We start from the raw sequence: 16,178 nt of genomic DNA on the forward strand, positions 1-16,178 counted from the left end.
GGTTATCCCCCGAACAGGCGTTTCAGGAAACCCTTCTTCTCTTCTTCAATAAAGCGGAAGGGGCGTTCTTCGCCAAGCAGGCGTTCTACGGTATCAGCATAAGCTTTACCGGCGTCAGAATTGGTGTCGAGGATCACCGGTTCGCCCTGGTTTGAGGCGCGCAGCACAGACTGATCTTCCGGGATAACACCCACCAGCGGAATACGCAGGATTTCCAGCACATCTTCCATGCTCAGCATATCGCCACGGGTGACACGGCCCGGATTGTAGCGGGTCAGCAGCAGATGCTCTTTGACCGGATCCTGGCTGTTTTCAGCCCGGCGGGATTTAGAGGAGATAATGCCCAGAATGCGGTCAGAGTCACGTACGGATGAGACTTCCGGGTTGGTTGTGATGATCGCTTCATCCGCGAAATAGAGCGCCATCAGCGCGCCGGTTTCGATGCCGGCCGGGGAGTCACAGACGATAAAATCGAACTCCATAGCGGCTAAATCGTTCAGCACTTTCTCGACGCCTTCGCGCGTCAGAGCATCTTTATCACGCGTCTGCGAGGCCGGCAGGATATAGAGCTGCTCGGTGCGTTTATCGCGGATCAGCGCCTGATTCAGGGTCGCATCGCCCTGAATAACGTTAACAAAGTCGTACACGACGCGACGTTCACAGCCCATAATCAAATCGAGATTACGCAGACCGATATCAAAGTCGATAACAACGGTTTTTTTGCCCTTTTGCGCTAACCCTGTCGCGATGGCCGCGCTTGACGTGGTCTTGCCAACGCCCCCTTTGCCCGATGTTACTACAATAATGCGTGCCATAAATGTTGATTTCCTTAACGAAAGAAAAGGGGCCTAATTAAGTGTCTGGATGGTAAGCGCGCCCTCTTTCAGACAGAGGCGCGCCGCTTTACCAAAAAATTCCGCCGGAATCTGATCCATGATCCAGTACTCACCGGCAATTGAGACCAGCTCAGCGGCAAGGTGAGTACAAAAAATCTGGCAGTCGCGATCGCCGCTGGCACCTGCCAGCGCCCGACCGCGCATCATGCCGTATATGTGAATATTGCCATCGGCCACCAGTTCTGCCCCGGCGCTGACGCTGCTGGTGACAATCAGATCGGCGTTACGGGCATAAATCTGCTGACCGGAACGCACTGGTGTATTCACCACGCGCGTTTTGTTAATGCTCTCGGTAACAACCGCAGGTGCAGCAACCTCTTCTGCAGGCGGTGCTTCAGCCGTTTTGCGATTCTCTTTACCTTCAGACAGCACCGGTAAACCCGCGCGGGCCACCATTTTTTTCTGGGCGTCATCTTTGCAACCGCTAACGCCAACAATACGCAGTCCGGTCGCGCTGATCGCCTGCTGCATCTGCTTCCAGTTAATATCCCCGGAGAGCGCTGAGATGTTCAGGACAACCGGTGCGTTCTGTAAAAACGCCGGCGCCTGATCGATTTTCTCCTGCAGCGCCTGACGAATCACATCGGGTTGTGAATGGTGCAGATGAACAACTGACAGGGTAAAACTGCTTCCCTTGAATTCGATTGGCGATTGCGGCATCTGTCCTGGCTCAGTCCTGTTTTTTTGACCTGAAAATGAACGTCGATAAAATCGCCATTAACATCCCCGGGTCAATATTCGAAGTTCTGCAAGCATGTTATAGTTACTGTAATATTCAGGCAAGTGACGCTAACAGTTAATTCGAGTAAAAAATATGTTTTGTGTGATCTATAGAAGCCCGCAACGAGACCAGACTTATCTTTATGTAGAAAAAAAGGACGATTTTTCCCGCGTGCCGGAAGCGCTGCTTAAAGGGTTTGGCAAGCCACAGTTGGCGATGGTGCTGTCGCTGGACAAGCGTGAGAGGCTGGCCAACGCAGACATTGAAAAGGTAAAGCAGGGACTGCGTGAGCAGGGTTATTATTTGCAGATCCCCCCACCTGTAGAAAGTTTGCTCAACGTCCATCTTGAGCAGGGTAAAGAAGTTTAATTCAGATTCATCTGTAAAAAATATAGCCTGTAAATATATTCAGTGTTCAGTGATTAATTAATTGCCCATGTCCGGTTTTGTCATGGGCAATTAATATTTGTTTGCCCGCCATCGTAAGAAAGATAAATCTCTTTTGACAATTTCTGTTACACCTGTCGCGATAACCGTTAATATTATTATCACTGGCGCCCCGTTCCGGCCGCTACTCACAGAGCCTCTGCCATGCTGGCAGAGTGCAAACATAACTCAGGCAGGTGAAAAATATGTATCAGCATCGTAACTGGCAGGGTGCTCTGCTGGATTTTCCGGTCAGCAAAGTGGTGTGCGTAGGCAGTAATTATGCAAAACATATTAAAGAGATGGGCAGCGCAACCCCGGACGAGCCGGTCCTGTTCATTAAACCTGAGACAGCCTTATGCGATTTGCGGCAGCCGCTCTCTATTCCTGCCGCGCTGGGTGATGTGCATCATGAGGTAGAACTCGCCGTCCTGATTGGCGCGACGCTAAAGCAGGCAAGCGAAGAGCATGTAGCGAAAGCGATTGCGGGTTATGGGGTAGCGCTGGACCTTACGCTGCGCGACCTGCAGGCAAGCTTTAAAAAAGCGGGCCAGCCGTGGGAGCGCGCGAAAGGGTTTGATAATGCCTGCCCGCTTTCCGGTTTTATTCCGGTCAATGACTACACGGGCGATCCGCAAAACAGTGAACTGAAGCTGGTAGTGAACGGGGAGGTGCGTCAGCACGGCTCCACGTCTGACATGATCCATAAAATCAAGCCGCTTATCGCCTATATGAGCCAGTTTTTTACGCTGCGCGCAGGCGATGTGATCCTGACCGGCACGCCAGAGGGCGTGGGTCCGCTGCGTTCAGGTGACAAACTTGAGATATCGCTGGCGGGTCACGGTATCAGCACGCGCGTGCTGTAATACTTGCATCACCGCATCTTAACCTTTATAAGGTGCGGTTTTGCTGAACAACCCGGACCGCAATGATGAGTGACCAACCTTTCTGGCAGACCAAACGTCTGGAACAAATGGACGACGCTGAGTGGGAATCGCTGTGTGACGGCTGCGGACAGTGCTGTCTGAATAAGCTGCAGGACGCAGACACTGATGAAATCTATTTTACTAATGTCGCCTGCAACCAGCTGAATATTAAAACCTGCCAGTGCCGTAATTATGAACGCCGGTTTGAATATGAAGAAGATTGTATCAAGCTCACGCGTGAAAACCTTACAACGTTTAACTGGCTGCCGCGCACCTGCGCCTACCGGCTGCTTGGTGAAGGCAAAGCGCTGCCTGCCTGGCATCCGCTGCTGGCAGGATCAAAAAAAGCGATGCATGCCCAGCGGATCTCTGTGCGCTACATCGCTGTACGGGAGAGTGAAGTACGCGACTGGGAAGATCACATTATCGACCGTCCCGATCGCAATGGCTGATTCTCCGTCCGTCAGCGGCCAAACAGGTTGCGCGGACGCGGCCTGAAGAGCTGAGCCACGAGCACGACCATGGCCACCAGCAGGTAGGCGGCAAAAATGGCGATCATCCACTGCGGCATGCTCCAGCCAAGAAATGTCCAGCCACGCTCAGCGCAGTCGCCACTGGCAACAAACACTGCAGGCAGCCATTTGTCCAGTGGCAGCCATGCCGGAAAGCGTGCGGCAAAGTCGCAGGTGACAAACGGGTTGGGGTGCAGCTGCAGCATGGTGTGCTCCCAGGATAAGCGCAGGCCCTCAGCGGCACTGTAAATCCAGATGGCAAGACTGGCCCAGCGCAGCGGAGTTTGCGGCGCAATCGCACCCACTACCCCTGCTGCCATTACGCCAAACAGGGCGCATCGCTCATAGATACACATCACGCAGGGCTTAAGCCCCATCCCATGCTGGAAGAACAGCGCCACCAGCTCCAGTGCCAGCGCGGTGAATGCCAGCAGCAGCCAGGCGCCACGCCCGCGCGAGCAGAGATTCAGATATCGCAACATAGTGGATTTTCCTTAGCTATCAGTGCCTGGCAGTGTAAACCAAAAGCCCGACGCTGCCAGCCTGCAATCCGGAATTCAGCGATAAAAATGACGCAGATCGTTTACGCAGCAGATTGTTTCCCCCGTCAGCCGTTTGTGCGGCACAGGGCAGGTGAAAGCATTCAGCCGCATGCTGAAATTTGCGCCAGGCCATGCTTTTAATCCACCTGCAGACTATTTCCGCTATAGCCCCTCTGGTATGATGAGTGTAATGACGATAAAGAACGCAATGAGAACGTAACGCTATGGTTATCAAGGCGCAGAGCCCTGCAGGATTCGCAGAAGAGTACATAATTGAGAGTATCTGGAACAGCCGTTTCCCCCCCGGGTCGATCCTGCCTGCTGAACGTGAATTGTCTGAGCTGATTGGCGTTACCCGTACCACCCTGCGCGAAGTGCTGCAGCGTCTTGCTCGTGATGGCTGGCTGACCATTCAGCATGGCAAGCCAACGCGTGTAAATGATTTCTGGGAAACGTCCGGGCTTAATATCCTTGAGACGCTGGCCCGGCTCGATCACGACAGCGTGCCGCAGCTGATTGATAATCTGCTGTCGGTACGCAGCAATATCGCGTCTATTTTTATCAGCCGTGCGCTGCGTCACCATCCGGAAAAAGCCCGCGAAGTGCTGGAGAGTGCGCTGCATGAGCAGGATCAGGCGGATGCCTATGCTGAACTCGATTATCGGGTATTCCGTGGTCTGGCGTTTGCTTCCGGTAACCCGATCTATGGTCTGATCCTCAACGGACTGAAAGGGCTCTATACGCGGGTCGGACGCCACTATTTTTCTAACCCTGAAGCGCGTGAACTGGCGCACCGTTTTTATCAGCAGCTGGCAGATATGTGTACGCAGCAGCCGACGCAGGAACAGGTCGTTGAGTGCGTGCGGGTATATGGCCGCCGCAGCGGAGAGATCTGGCACAGTATGCAGAAAAACCTGCCAGACGATCTCGGCAGCAAGCGCTAAAAAAAACCGGACTATTCAGTCCGGTTTTTTCATGCTCAGAGTCCGGGCGCCCGCGGCGGACAGCGGTCGAGCAACTCTATGCTGCCATCTTCATTCTGCTGTTCAAGATGAATATCAAATCCCCAAAGCCGGTGAACATGTTTCAGCACATCGCGCCGGCTTTTATCCAGCGGCGCACGCTGCTGAGGAACATAGCGCAGCGTTAGCGACCGGTCACCGCGCAAATCTACGTTGTAGACCTGAATGTTGGGCTCCAGATTGCTGAGGTTATACTGGGCAGACAGCTGCTGGCGAATCGCGCGATAGCCCGCCTCATCATGAATCGCCGCAATTTCCAGGTAGTTATTACGATCGTCATCCATAACAGTGAACAGGCGGAAATCGCGCATCACTTTTGGCGACAGGAACTGGCTGATAAAACTCTCATCTTTAAACTCGCGCATCGCAAAATGCAGCGTTTTAAGCCAGTCCGAGCCAGCGATATCGGGGAACCAGTGGCGATCTTCTTCTGTTGGCGACTGGCAGATGCGTTTGATGTCCTGGAACATAGCAAAGCCCAGTGCATAAGGGTTGATGCCGTTATACCACTGGCTGTTATAAGGTGGCTGATAGATAACGTTGGTGTGGCTGTGCAAAAACTCCATCATAAAACGTTCTGATACTTTGCCCTCATCATAGAGATGATTGAGGATCGTATAGTGCCAGAAGGTTGCCCAGCCTTCGTTCATTACCTGCGTCTGTTTCTGCGGATAGAAATACTGGCTTACTTTACGCACGATGCGCAGCACTTCACGCTGCCAGGGCTCCAGCAAGGGGGCATTTTTTTCCATGAAGTAGAGCAGATTTTCCTGCGGCTCAGAGGGATAGCGCGCCGCTTCAACGTGTGACGCCTCTTTCTCTTTACGCGGCAGCGTACGCCATAGCGTATTTACCTGGCTCTGCAGATACTCTTCGCGACTCTTTTGCCGCGCTTTCTCTTCCTGCAGTGAAATTTTTTGCGGGCGCTTGTAGCGGTCAACGCCGTAGTTCATTAAGGCGTGGCAGGAGTCCACCAGACGCTCAACCTCTTCGACGCCAAAGCGCTCCTCGCAGTCGGCAATATAGTTACGGGCAAACAGCAGGTAATCGACGATCGAACTCGCATCGGTCCAGCTGCGGAACAGATAGTTATTTTTGAAGAAAGAGTTGTGTCCGTAGCAGGCATGAGCCATGACCAGCGCCTGCATGGTCATTGTATTCTCTTCCATCAGATAGGCGATACAGGGGTTAGAATTGATGACGATCTCATAAGCGAGCCCCTGTTGCCCATGCTTATAGCGCTGCTCGGTTTCGATAAACTTTTTACCGAAAGACCAGTGAGCATAATTAATGGGCATTCCTACGCTGGAGTAGGCATCCATCATCTGCTCGGATGTGATGACTTCAATCTGATGCGGATAGGTATCAAGACCGTAGCTTTTCGCTACGCGGTCAATTTCAGCCAGGTAGACATCAAGCAGCTCAAATGTCCAGTCGGGCCCGTCACTGAGTCGTTTACTGCTACGGGTTGGCTCGTCAAACATTGTCGTCATAGCGCACCTCTGTTTTGCAGGCGGCAGGAAGACCCTGCCACACGGGTGAAGGCTTCGTCCTGAGAAAGAGCGCCCAAAAACTGAGCGAACAGATCAAGGATAGTTCACTGTCTCGCATCCGATAACGTAACTCAAACGATTTTTTTGGCAGAAAATCATCCGGATAGCGCAATCCCATCGCGACCTAAGATATTAATCCGGCTGCAAATTAAATGGCAGAATAATAAACTAAAAAAATAGTCCGCAGACAGCAGTGGGTGATTCTGCTGAAAAAGGGAAAAAGCCCTGATTTTTTTCTGACAAAGCGCTCCGGTTAGCGCATCAGAAGCGGTAAAACTCTGATCTTTGTCATCGGAAAGGATTTAAGTGTGCAGAATGTTAAAAAAGATGTGAAATAGCCGGGTAAAATCTAAGATAAACAGAGCAGCCTGATTATTCTGACTCAGGTGCTCATACCAGTTAATTATGCTTTTGTCTCGAGGGGCCTATGCGTGTCGTGATTCTGGGAAGTGGGGTGGTGGGAGTGGCAAGCGCCTGGTATCTGGCGCAGGCCGGACATGAGGTCACCGTCATCGATCGTCAGCCTGCCGCCGCGCTGGAAACCAGTGCCGGCAACGCCGGTCAGATCTCTCCTGGCTATGCGGCGCCCTGGGCCGCGCCGGGCGTGCCGTTAAAGGCGATTAAATGGATGTTTCAGCGCCATGCGCCGCTGGCGATGCGGCCGGACGGCAGCCGGTTCCAGCTTGAGTGGATGTGGCAGATGCTGCGCAATTGCGATATGCGCCACTATCAGGAAAACAAAGCCCGTATGGTGCGTATTGCTGAATACAGCCGCGACTGCCTGAAAACGCTGCGCGCTGAAACCGGCATTGCCTATGAAGAGCGGCAGGGCGGAACCCTGCAGCTGTTTCGTACGCAGCAGCAGTTCGACAGCGCCAGCAAAGATATTGCCGTGCTGAAAGAGGCAGGCGTGCCTTATGAGCTGCTGCAGGCTCATGAGCTGCAGCGTGCCGAGCCGGCGCTGGCCGCCACCGCGCACAAGCTGACCGGTGGCCTGCGGTTGCCTAATGATGAAACCGGCGATTGCCAACTCTTTACTCAACGCCTGGCAGAAATGGCGATGGCGGCAGGCGTCACGTTTCGCTTTAATACGCCGGTCGATCAGCTGCTGCGGGAAGGTAACCGCATCTATGGTGTGAAGTGCGGTGATGAAGTGATCAAAGCAGATGCTTACGTAGTGGCATTTGGCTCCTATTCGACCGCGCTGCTGAAAGATATCCTCGCGATCCCGGTTTACCCGCTCAAAGGGTATTCGCTGACTATTCCGGTAAAAGAGGCTGACGCCGCGCCGCGCTCCACTATTCTGGATGAAACGTATAAAGTGGCGGTGACCCGCTTTGATAACCGTATCCGGGTAGGCGGCATGGCAGAAATTGTCGGTTTTAACACCAAACTGTTGCCGGCACGACGGGAAACGCTGGAGATGGTCGTGCGCGATCTCTATCCTGAAGGCGGATTTATCGAACAAGCCTCTTTCTGGACGGGGCTGCGTCCGATGACGCCAGACGGTACGCCGATTGTGGGTCGTACCCCGCTGACCAATCTCTATCTTAATACCGGACACGGTACGCTGGGATGGACCATGGCCTGTGGTTCCGGTCAGCTACTGGCTGATATTGTATCGGGTCAGAAACCCGCGATTGCCGCAGACGATCTCTCTGTATTGCGCTATCTGCCGGGTTTTGCCTCGCACGCATCGCCTTTACGCCGCGCGGATATCGCACGCTAACACTCACGGAGAGTTAACACTATGTCACGTCCTGTGCGCGCGTCGGTTAACCGACAGGCGCTGCGTCATAACCTGTCTGTGGTGCGTCGGGCAGCGCCGCAGTCACACGTATGGTCAGTGGTCAAAGCCAACGCTTACGGGCACGGGATTGCCCGCGTCTGGCAGTCGCTGGAGAGCACCGACGGTTTTGCGTTACTCAACATTGAAGAGGCTATTCTGCTGCGCGAGCAGGGATGGAAAAAACCTATTCTGCTGCTGGAGGGGTTTTTTCACGCCGACGATCTGAAGCTTATCGATCGCTACCGGCTGACCACCAGCGTGCACAGTAACTGGCAAATTAACGCTCTGGCGACCGCACAGCTCTCCGCCCCCGTGGATGTGTATCTGAAAATGAACAGCGGTATGAACCGGCTCGGTTTTCGCCCTGAACAGGTGCATAACGCCTGGCAAAAACTGCGCGCGCTGCCGGGGGTAGGTGAAATCACGCTGATGGCACATTTCGCTGATGCCGATAATCCGGAGGGGATAGCAGAGCCACTGCAGCGCATTGAACAGGCGGCTGAAGGCCTGAGCTGTCCGCGTTCGCTCGCCAACTCCGCCGCCACGCTGTGGCATCCGCTCACGCATCATGACTGGGTGCGTCCGGGGATCATTCTGTATGGCGCTTCGCCCAGCGGTCGCTGGCAGGATATCGCCGGTACCGGGCTGCAGCCGGTTATGACGCTGAGCAGTGAAATTATCGGCGTGCAGCAGCTGACAGCGGGCGATGGCGTCGGCTATGGCTATCGCTACCGGGCCAGCGGACCTCAGCGGATTGGCGTTGTTGCCTGTGGTTATGCTGATGGTTATCCGCGCCATGCTCCTACCGGCACGCCCATATCCGTGGGCGGCGTGCGCACCCGCACGCTGGGAACGGTGTCGATGGATATGATGATGATCGATCTTGAACCCTGTCCGCAGGCGGGTATTGGTACCGCCGTTGAGCTGTGGGGTAATGACGTGAAGATTGATGAGGTCGCAGCAGCGGCCGGCACGGTAGGGTATGAGCTGATGTGCGCGCTCGCCCCGCGCGTGCCGGTTGAGGTTATTTAAGCGCGGTTACGCTGCCGCGTATCTTACGACTGCAGCGCCAGGCAGTGAGTGCCAGCGCTGCCCCCGTCAGCATCATCAGGGCCAGTGACGATTTTTCCGCAATCGGCAGAGCCACGATTGCCATGCTGCCGCCAGCGCCTCCCGCCATCTGAATAAACCCCTGTAGCGCCGAGGCTACGCCCGCCTGCTGCTGATAGGGTTCCAGCGCATAGCTGGTAGCCGGGCCAACGGTAAAGGCGAGGCCTGCAACTGACACCGCTACCGGGATCATATAGAGCGCCCAGTGATACTGCCATTCAGCAGGCAGAAGGTGAACGCCCGCCAGCAGCAGTATTGCTCCCAGCAGCATCGTGATAAAACCCATAGCCAGACAAAATGGCCGGCCCGCTTTGCGGATTGTTTTATTCACGAAGGCGCTGACAACCATGATCCAGAAGCCGTTGGCACCAAAAGCAAACGAAAACTGCAGCGGCGTCAGGCCACCTTCGGTCATCAGCACATGCGGTGCCAGAGAGACGTAGGTCAGCACCATACCCAGAGCGCCTGCATTGGCAAACGCAAACGCAAGAAAGCGCGGCTGGCGCAGAATTGCGCCATATTGTGCCAGCGGAAGCCCTTTCACGCGCAGGGTATCTGCCGGCCGGGTTTCCGGTAAGGCCACTATCACCAGCAGGCCGATCGCCAGCGCATAGCTGCACAGGAACCAGAAGGGTGCACGCCAGCCATAGGCTTCTGCCAGAAGGCCGCCCAGCAGCGGCGCCAGCGCCGGTACAATGTTCAGCGCACCATTAAGGAAACCGTAAGCACGTGCCGCCTCATCGCCGCTCAGGCGATCGCGTACGCCGCTGAATGCCACTACCGCGCTGCAGCAGACGCCGCAGCCCTGAATAACACGTGCGAGGAAAAACACCGGCCAGAGCGTGGCGGTAGCGGCCACGGCGCTGCCTGCGATGTAAAGCAACAGGCCGATCAGCGCCACGGGCTTGCGGCCAAAATTGTCCACCAGTGGGCCGGTCACCAGCTGACCGATGCCCATAATCAGCAGGAACAGCGGGATGGTAAGCTGGATCAGGCTGACCGGGGCGTTAAGGCCTTCGGCAATCTGCGGCAGAACAGGCAGGTAGAGATCAATACCCAGCGGAGCCAGCAGCACCAGGCTCAGCAGAAGAAGCGTAAATTTTTGCATGAGGAACCAGAAACGTCCTGTTAAACAGGCGAGAAGGGTAATGACTCTGCGGGTAAAAAGAAAGCGCTAAAGTGAAAAGGCGATGCCTGCCGCCGGACGGCAGGCATCGCACAGACAGCGGTCAGTAGGCGCCGTCGCGACGCAGTACTACGCCCGCGGTTTTAAACAGAATGGCAATATCAGTCCACAGCGCCCAGTTTTTTACATACCAGGAATCAAAATAGACGCGGGTGTCATAATCGATATCATTACGGCCGCTTACCTGCCACAAACCGGTCATACCAGGTTTGGCCATCAGGTAGTAGTCAACGTCACCGGCATAGCGTTCCAGTTCAGCTTCGATAACCGGACGCGGTCCGACCAGGCTCATCTCTCCGCGGATCACGTTCCAGAGCTGCGGAAGCTCATCAAGGCTGGTTTTGCGCAGGAAGCCGCCGATGCGGGTAACACGCGGATCGTTTTTCAGCTTGAAGTCACGATCCCATTCTGCCCGCGCCTCCTCGCTGGTTGCCAGCAGCGCCTGCAGGACGTCCTGAGAATTTGTTACCATGGAGCGAAACTTCAGGCATTTGAACTTTGCTCCATCCTGGCCGACGCGCTCGTGACCATAAATAGCCTTGCCGCCATCGCGTTTTACCATCCAGCAGAGCAGACCAAATACCGGAGAAAGAAACAGCAGCAGCAGTGAGGCCACCACAATATCAAAGGTGCGTTTCAGGAAACGCGATGAGCGCTTGGCCAGATTATTGCTGACGCGCAGAATCATCACTTCATGGCTGAAGATAAAAGACATATCGGTACCGTAAAGCGGTACGCCCCGCAGCGTCGGGATCACTGAGATAGAGCGGCATTTCATTTTGGAGAGAAACTTCAGCCAGTGATCGCGTACGGCCTGCTGTTCATATTCGGTCGCCACGATAAACTGCGTGTTATCGCGATCCATGGTCTGCCAGTTGATGTCTTTACGGGTGATAACCGGCACGCCATTGAGTTTGGCCGGATTGTTTTCATCATCCAGTGAGATAAACGCCTGCACGTTATAGCCCAGAATCTCTTCGCTCTGCAGCGCGGCATAGGCTTCCAGCGCATTTTTGCCTGAGCCAATAATAATGGTCTCTTTCTGCCACTGTCCTGCACGGCTGATTGCCCGTTTTACCAGGGCACGCATCAGCGGCAGCAGCAGCAGTGCCCAGCTCCAGCTGAATACCCAGACCATGCGTGAGAAATCCCATTTGGAAAAGGCAATCAGCGCTAAATCCAGCAGTGAAAATACAAACAGCGTCCTGATAATCTCTTTTAGCTCAAACCAGAAAGGTTTGCGGTAGGTGTAGTGTCGCATCCGGACCCAGAACCAGGCGGTGCAAAGTACCGAGAGGCCAAGCTGCGCAATAAACCGGTACTCAATCTGCTGCGGCGGAATAAAGCTGTCCAGCTCTCCCCAGATGCCCTGGACGGTGGCCGCCGATAAAAACAGCGCCAGATTAAGTGCGATAAGATCGGACAGACTTAATGCGACTTTAGCAATGAGGTTTTTTCGCAGGCCGCTCCACGAACGGCTTGCGTCATTCATTACAATTGTACTTGCCATAACACCCGCTCTCTTTTCTTAAGTAAAAGATGGCCTGACCAGAATCAAGTACGCGCTCAGGGCTACCGGCTGACTTGCAAAATAACCTTTGCTATCAACACAATAATCATTGGTGATCTCTTAAGCGCTGCACGGCAAGGGCCGGATAAGACGTGATATAGGTCACGAAAACAGCAGCAACGTTTACGAGTATGCAAGAGGAATCTGACAGAGTTAATATGGAATTACTCTTAAAAGGAAATTATTGAGCGGAGGGACTATCAGTTATGTTATTGAAAACACTCAGTTGGTGATGAAAAAACGGGCAAAAACAGCGTTTTTTTTCGGCAACTTTTAGGAATCACCGCCATACGCAGGGGTATGACGGTGCGGTGATATCAGGCAGGGCGGGTAAGTACCCAGCGATCCTGTTCTTTGTCATAGTGACCAATTTTTAAATCCACCGGCTCGCCATCGATCCACGCCGGCACGCTGGTCTCCTGATCCCAGCCATCAAGCTGATAGCTCAGGCCCGGGTTGGTCTGGCAGGGGATTGAAACGGTATCCGGTTTATCACCTCCCATCTCCGCATCAACAATTTCATAGCGACCAATTTTAACTACCGTTCCCATTTTTTGCTCCCGTTTGCTGACTGATAACTAAAATCATAGTCGCTGCTGACCGCTTCAGGTGCCCTAAAACCTCGGATTATTCTCGCTCTTCGCTGACCCGTACGCCGATTTTCATGATTTTGTTATCCTCTTTTTCCGCCACGGTCCACGTCAGCTGCTTCCACTCCACCTGATCGCCGACCACCGGCGTGCTGCCGAGCAGGCTCATGACCAGCTGGCCCAGCGACTGCTGATCGTTTGTTTCATTATCCAGTTCCAGACCATAAATCTGCGCCACATCCCGCAGGCGCGCATCGGCGTCGAGAATAAAATCGCCAAAAAAGCGCTGGTCAAGTGCGACAGGCGGCGTCTGGCTGAACATTTTGCCCAGCGCCGGTAAATCACGCTCCCGGCCTATCACGCACAGCACATCGCCCTCTTTCAACCGGGTAGCGCCGCTGGGATGCATCAATGTGTTGTCACGGAAAAGCGCTGCAATGCGCGTTTCTCGCGGCATTTTGAGATCGCGCAGCGCGGCACCTACACACCATTTATCAGCATTCAGCTGGTAAATAAACTGCTCCCACGGGTTTTCCGGATGGATATCAAGTCCGATACGGCTGACAGGAGAAGCCAGCGGCGGCACGACCACTCTGGCACGTTTTGCTGCGTAACCCAGCGATGTTCCCTGCAGCATCAGTGAGACCAGCACTACAAAGAAAGCGATATTAAAATAGAGTCTGGCGTTCTCCAGCCCTGCCATCATCGGAAACACGGCCAGAATAATTGGCACGGCGCCGCGCAGGCCAACCCAGCTGATAAAAATACGCTCACGTCCGGTAAACCCTTTAAAAGGCAGCAACCCGACCAGCACCGAAAGCGGGCGGGCGACCAGAATCAGCCAGAGCGAGAGGATCATGGCCGGCAGAGCGATATGCCACAAATCGGAGGGCGTCACCAGCAGCCCCAGCACAATAAACATGCCGATTTGACTAAGCCATGCCATGCCATCAAACGTTTGCAGAATACCGTGGCGGTTGCGAATAGGGCTGTTGCCCAGTAAAAAGCCACACAAGTAGACCGCGAGGATCCCGCTGCCCTCCATTACCGTGGTCAGAGCGAACACAATAATGCCACCGCTAAGCGCCAGCAGCGGATAAAGCCCCTGCGCCAGACTGATGCGGTTAACCAGCTGCTGCAGCGCCCAGCCGCCGCCGAGGCCAAAGACAATGCCCAGACCAAACTGCTGCACCAGATGTACCACAAACATCCAGCTAAGGCCGCTCTGACCCTGCTGGATCATATCAATCAGCGTGATGGTCAGAAACACTGCCATCGGGTCGTTGCTGCCTGATTCAATCTCCAGCGTAGAACTGACGCGTTCATTAAGGCCTTTATCGCCCAGCAGGGAAAAAACCGCTGCGGCGTCCGTTGAGCCGATGATGGCGCCAATCAAAAATCCCTGCATCATATCGAGCTTAAAAAGCCAGGCTGCGATTAAACCGGTCAGGCCGGCGGTGATCATGACGCCTATCGTTGCCAGCGACAGCGCCGGGCCGAGCGCAACTTTCAGCGAGCTGGCTTTAGTGCGCATACCGCCATCCAGCAGAATCACCGCCAGGGCAAGGTTGGAGACCAGGTAGGCCACCGGATAGTTATCAAAAGCGATGCCGCCAATGCCATCCACACCGGTCAGCATACCGAGCGCAAGGAAGATCACCAGAATGGGAATGCCAAGACGTGAGGAAAACGAGCTCAGTAAAATGCTTGCAGCAACCAGCACGGAACCAATGATAAAAAGACTGTAAATCATGCTGGTATTCAATAGTATTCTCCTGCAACCGGGCCAAAACCGACAGGCACGAACAATTCGTACCAATAAGTGCAAAAGATAATGCCTTATCAACGGCTTGTCAGCGCTTAATTTCCTGTTTTTTGTTTATACGAGCTATGATGACATTAAACTGGAAAATCCTGCAACCAGCGGGGCGTTTAGCGGTTAAAGAAGTCGTAATCAGACATAAAAAAGCCGGTCAGTGACCGGCTTGTGATTCAGGCCTCAGCAGCCTGTTTGTGGAAAAGCTCCCGGAATACCGGATAAATATCTTCAGGCTCACGAATATGCTGAATCGCAAAATTGTCAAACATGGCCTGCAGATGTTCATATTCCCGCCACAGCGTCTGATGCGCGCGCCGGGTGATCTCGATATAGCTGTAATAGCGTACAACCGGCAGAATATGTTTCGCCAGAATCTCGTGGCACAGAGGCGAATCATCTGCCCAGTTATCCCCGTCCGACGCCTGCGCTGCGTAGATATTCCACTGTGACGGGTCGTAGCGCTCTTTAACCACCTCATCCATCAGTTTCAGCGCGCTGGAAACAATGGTGCCGCCGGTTTCCTGCGAGTAGAAAAACTCCTGTTCATCTACCTCTTTAGCCTGCGTGTGATGACGGATATAGACCACTTCAACGTTTTTATATGTGCGGCTCAGAAACAGATAAAGCAGAATATAAAACCGTTTAGCCATATCTTTCGTGGCCTGATCCATAGAGCCGGACACATCCATAAGGCAGAACATCACTGCCTGACTCGAGGGTTCAGGACGCTTTTCAAAGTTTTTATAGCGCAGATCAAAGGTGTCGATAAACGGCACCCGTTCAATACGCGCCCGCAGGTCAGCAATCTCCTGCCGCAGCCTCTCTTCTTCAAGCAGCTGTGCAGGTTCACTGGTTTCAACCTCATGCAGCGCCGCTTCCAGCTCATGCAGCATGCGGCGCTTGCCTGCTGTCATGGCCGTACGCCGGGCAAGCGAGTTTTGCAGTGAACGGACTACGCTGATGTTGGCCGGGACGCCGTTTGAGGTAAAGCCGGCGCGATGCGTTTTAAACTCATTGAGCTGACGGTGCTGATTTTTGCGCAGATTCGGCAGCGCCAGGTCTTCAAACAGCAAATCGAGATATTCATCTTTCGATATCTGAAAGACAAATTCATCCTGACCTTCACCATCCTGACTGGCGTTGCCCTGACCGCTGCCGCTGCCGCCTGCACCGCCCTGAGGCCGCTCTACACGGTCATTCTGTACAAAGTGATCGTTGCCGGGATGAACACGGTGGCGGCTGCCGCCGCGGCCCTGATGAAAAACAGGTTCATTGATGTCATCAATGGGAATCGACACCGACTCACCACTCTCTGTGTCGGTAACCGAACGCTTGTTGATGGCCTCGGAAATCGACTGCTTGATTTGCGACTTATAACGGCGCAGAAAGCGCTGCCGGTTGACCGCACTCTTGTTTTTACCGTTCAGACGCCGATCGATAAAATAGGCCATGGTTTCCCCTCAACTGCAGTGTAAGCCAGGCCGGAAAGGGTTCTCCGGCCTGATTAACGGCGAGC

General features: G+C 54.0%; 15 protein-coding genes. 6 read left to right on the forward strand and 9 right to left on the reverse strand.

Annotated elements, in window-relative coordinates:
• Positions 1 to 2 precede the first annotated feature (2 nt).
• Entirely contained in the window at positions 3 to 815 is an 813-nt protein-coding gene (gene minD, locus SB719_RS02690) for a septum site-determining protein MinD (protein ID WP_065649148.1), read from the reverse strand.
• A 33-nt stretch (positions 816 to 848) separates the two neighbouring features.
• A complete protein-coding gene (gene minC / locus SB719_RS02695; protein ID WP_065649149.1) occupies positions 849 to 1,556 on the reverse strand; it encodes a septum site-determining protein MinC in 708 nt (235 codons plus the stop codon).
• A 154-nt stretch (positions 1,557 to 1,710) separates the two neighbouring features.
• Here minC and SB719_RS02700 point away from each other — a divergent pair, with 154 nt between their 5' ends.
• The 3 genes from SB719_RS02700 to SB719_RS02710 all read left to right on the forward strand — a co-directional run bounded on the left by SB719_RS02700 (position 1,711) and on the right by SB719_RS02710 (position 3,421).
• Entirely contained in the window at positions 1,711 to 1,986 is a 276-nt protein-coding gene (locus tag SB719_RS02700) for a YcgL domain-containing protein (protein WP_065649150.1), read from the forward strand.
• A gap of 263 nt (positions 1,987 to 2,249) precedes the next feature.
• Positions 2,250 to 2,909, forward strand: a complete 660-nt coding sequence (locus SB719_RS02705; protein ID WP_065649151.1) for a fumarylacetoacetate hydrolase family protein — start codon at positions 2,250 to 2,252, stop codon at positions 2,907 to 2,909.
• 65 nt (positions 2,910 to 2,974) lie between these two features.
• A complete protein-coding gene (locus tag SB719_RS02710; protein WP_039384718.1) occupies positions 2,975 to 3,421 on the forward strand; it encodes a YcgN family cysteine cluster protein in 447 nt (148 codons plus the stop codon).
• 11 nt (positions 3,422 to 3,432) lie between these two features.
• Here SB719_RS02710 and dsbB read toward each other — a convergent pair whose 3' ends face one another.
• Positions 3,433 to 3,963: a disulfide bond formation protein DsbB gene (gene dsbB / locus SB719_RS02715; RefSeq protein ID WP_065649152.1), complete on the reverse strand. Its 531-nt coding sequence runs from the start codon at positions 3,961 to 3,963 to the stop codon at positions 3,433 to 3,435.
• 284 nt (positions 3,964 to 4,247) lie between these two features.
• Here dsbB and fadR point away from each other — a divergent pair, with 284 nt between their 5' ends.
• Entirely contained in the window at positions 4,248 to 4,967 is a 720-nt protein-coding gene (gene fadR, locus SB719_RS02720) for a fatty acid metabolism transcriptional regulator FadR (protein WP_292971181.1), read from the forward strand.
• 35 nt (positions 4,968 to 5,002) lie between these two features.
• Here the strand turns inward: fadR and SB719_RS02725 are convergent, their stop codons facing one another.
• Positions 5,003 to 6,538, reverse strand: a complete 1,536-nt coding sequence (locus tag SB719_RS02725) for a SpoVR family protein (protein ID WP_065649154.1) — start codon at positions 6,536 to 6,538, stop codon at positions 5,003 to 5,005.
• Positions 6,539 to 7,025: 487 nt separating this feature from the next.
• Between SB719_RS02725 and SB719_RS02730 the strand changes: the two genes are divergently transcribed.
• Both SB719_RS02730 and dadX read left to right on the forward strand, forming a co-directional pair.
• A complete protein-coding gene (locus SB719_RS02730) occupies positions 7,026 to 8,327 on the forward strand; it encodes a D-amino acid dehydrogenase (protein WP_293005980.1) in 1,302 nt (433 codons plus the stop codon).
• A gap of 21 nt (positions 8,328 to 8,348) precedes the next feature.
• Positions 8,349 to 9,419, forward strand: coding sequence for a catabolic alanine racemase DadX (gene dadX, locus SB719_RS02735; protein ID WP_304232873.1), 1,071 nt, complete (start codon positions 8,349 to 8,351; stop codon positions 9,417 to 9,419).
• Here the strand turns inward: dadX and SB719_RS02740 are convergent.
• From SB719_RS02740 to SB719_RS02760, 5 genes are all read right to left on the reverse strand, one after another.
• Positions 9,412 to 10,605 (reverse strand): multidrug effflux MFS transporter, encoded by a 1,194-nt coding sequence (locus tag SB719_RS02740; protein WP_065649157.1) that lies wholly within the window; start codon positions 10,603 to 10,605, stop codon positions 9,412 to 9,414. The two genes, dadX and SB719_RS02740, sit on opposite strands and share 8 nt — an antisense overlap.
• A gap of 121 nt (positions 10,606 to 10,726) precedes the next feature.
• On the reverse strand, positions 10,727 to 12,193 hold the full coding sequence (wbaP, locus tag SB719_RS02745) for an undecaprenyl-phosphate galactose phosphotransferase WbaP (RefSeq protein ID WP_304232879.1): 1,467 nt from the start codon (positions 12,191 to 12,193) through the stop codon (positions 10,727 to 10,729).
• Between the two features lie 377 nt (positions 12,194 to 12,570).
• Complete coding sequence (locus SB719_RS02750; protein ID WP_065649159.1) at positions 12,571 to 12,804, reverse strand: DUF1480 family protein; 234 nt, start codon at positions 12,802 to 12,804, stop codon at positions 12,571 to 12,573.
• 76 nt (positions 12,805 to 12,880) lie between these two features.
• Positions 12,881 to 14,608: a potassium/proton antiporter gene (locus SB719_RS02755; RefSeq protein ID WP_065649160.1), complete on the reverse strand. Its 1,728-nt coding sequence runs from the start codon at positions 14,606 to 14,608 to the stop codon at positions 12,881 to 12,883.
• 227 nt (positions 14,609 to 14,835) lie between these two features.
• Positions 14,836 to 16,113, reverse strand: coding sequence for a YeaH/YhbH family protein (locus SB719_RS02760; RefSeq protein ID WP_292971194.1), 1,278 nt, complete (start codon positions 16,111 to 16,113; stop codon positions 14,836 to 14,838).
• Positions 16,114 to 16,178 lie beyond the last annotated feature (65 nt).

Source organism: Pantoea sp. SIMBA_079 (assembly GCF_046940275.1).
GTDB classification, from domain to species: domain Bacteria; phylum Pseudomonadota; class Gammaproteobacteria; order Enterobacterales; family Enterobacteriaceae; genus Pantoea; species Pantoea borealis.

Coding starts and splice junctions, on each gene's coding strand:
- SB719_RS02700 (WP_065649150.1), top strand. CDS start 1,711: ATGTTTTGTGTGATCTATAGAAGCCCGCAACGAGACCAGACTTATCTT.
- SB719_RS02750 (WP_065649159.1), bottom strand. CDS start 12,804: ATGGGAACGGTAGTTAAAATTGGTCGCTATGAAATTGTTGATGCGGAG.
- dsbB (WP_065649152.1), bottom strand. CDS start 3,963: ATGTTGCGATATCTGAATCTCTGCTCGCGCGGGCGTGGCGCCTGGCTG.
- SB719_RS02760 (WP_292971194.1), bottom strand. CDS start 16,113: ATGGCCTATTTTATCGATCGGCGTCTGAACGGTAAAAACAAGAGTGCG.
- minD (WP_065649148.1), bottom strand. CDS start 815: ATGGCACGCATTATTGTAGTAACATCGGGCAAAGGGGGCGTTGGCAAG.
- dadX (WP_304232873.1), top strand. CDS start 8,349: ATGTCACGTCCTGTGCGCGCGTCGGTTAACCGACAGGCGCTGCGTCAT.
- SB719_RS02740 (WP_065649157.1), bottom strand. CDS start 10,605: ATGCAAAAATTTACGCTTCTTCTGCTGAGCCTGGTGCTGCTGGCTCCG.
- wbaP (WP_304232879.1), bottom strand. CDS start 12,193: ATGGCAAGTACAATTGTAATGAATGACGCAAGCCGTTCGTGGAGCGGC.
- fadR (WP_292971181.1), top strand. CDS start 4,248: ATGGTTATCAAGGCGCAGAGCCCTGCAGGATTCGCAGAAGAGTACATA.
- SB719_RS02705 (WP_065649151.1), top strand. CDS start 2,250: ATGTATCAGCATCGTAACTGGCAGGGTGCTCTGCTGGATTTTCCGGTC.
- SB719_RS02725 (WP_065649154.1), bottom strand. CDS start 6,538: ATGACGACAATGTTTGACGAGCCAACCCGTAGCAGTAAACGACTCAGT.
- minC (WP_065649149.1), bottom strand. CDS start 1,556: ATGCCGCAATCGCCAATCGAATTCAAGGGAAGCAGTTTTACCCTGTCA.
- SB719_RS02730 (WP_293005980.1), top strand. CDS start 7,026: ATGCGTGTCGTGATTCTGGGAAGTGGGGTGGTGGGAGTGGCAAGCGCC.
- SB719_RS02710 (WP_039384718.1), top strand. CDS start 2,975: ATGAGTGACCAACCTTTCTGGCAGACCAAACGTCTGGAACAAATGGAC.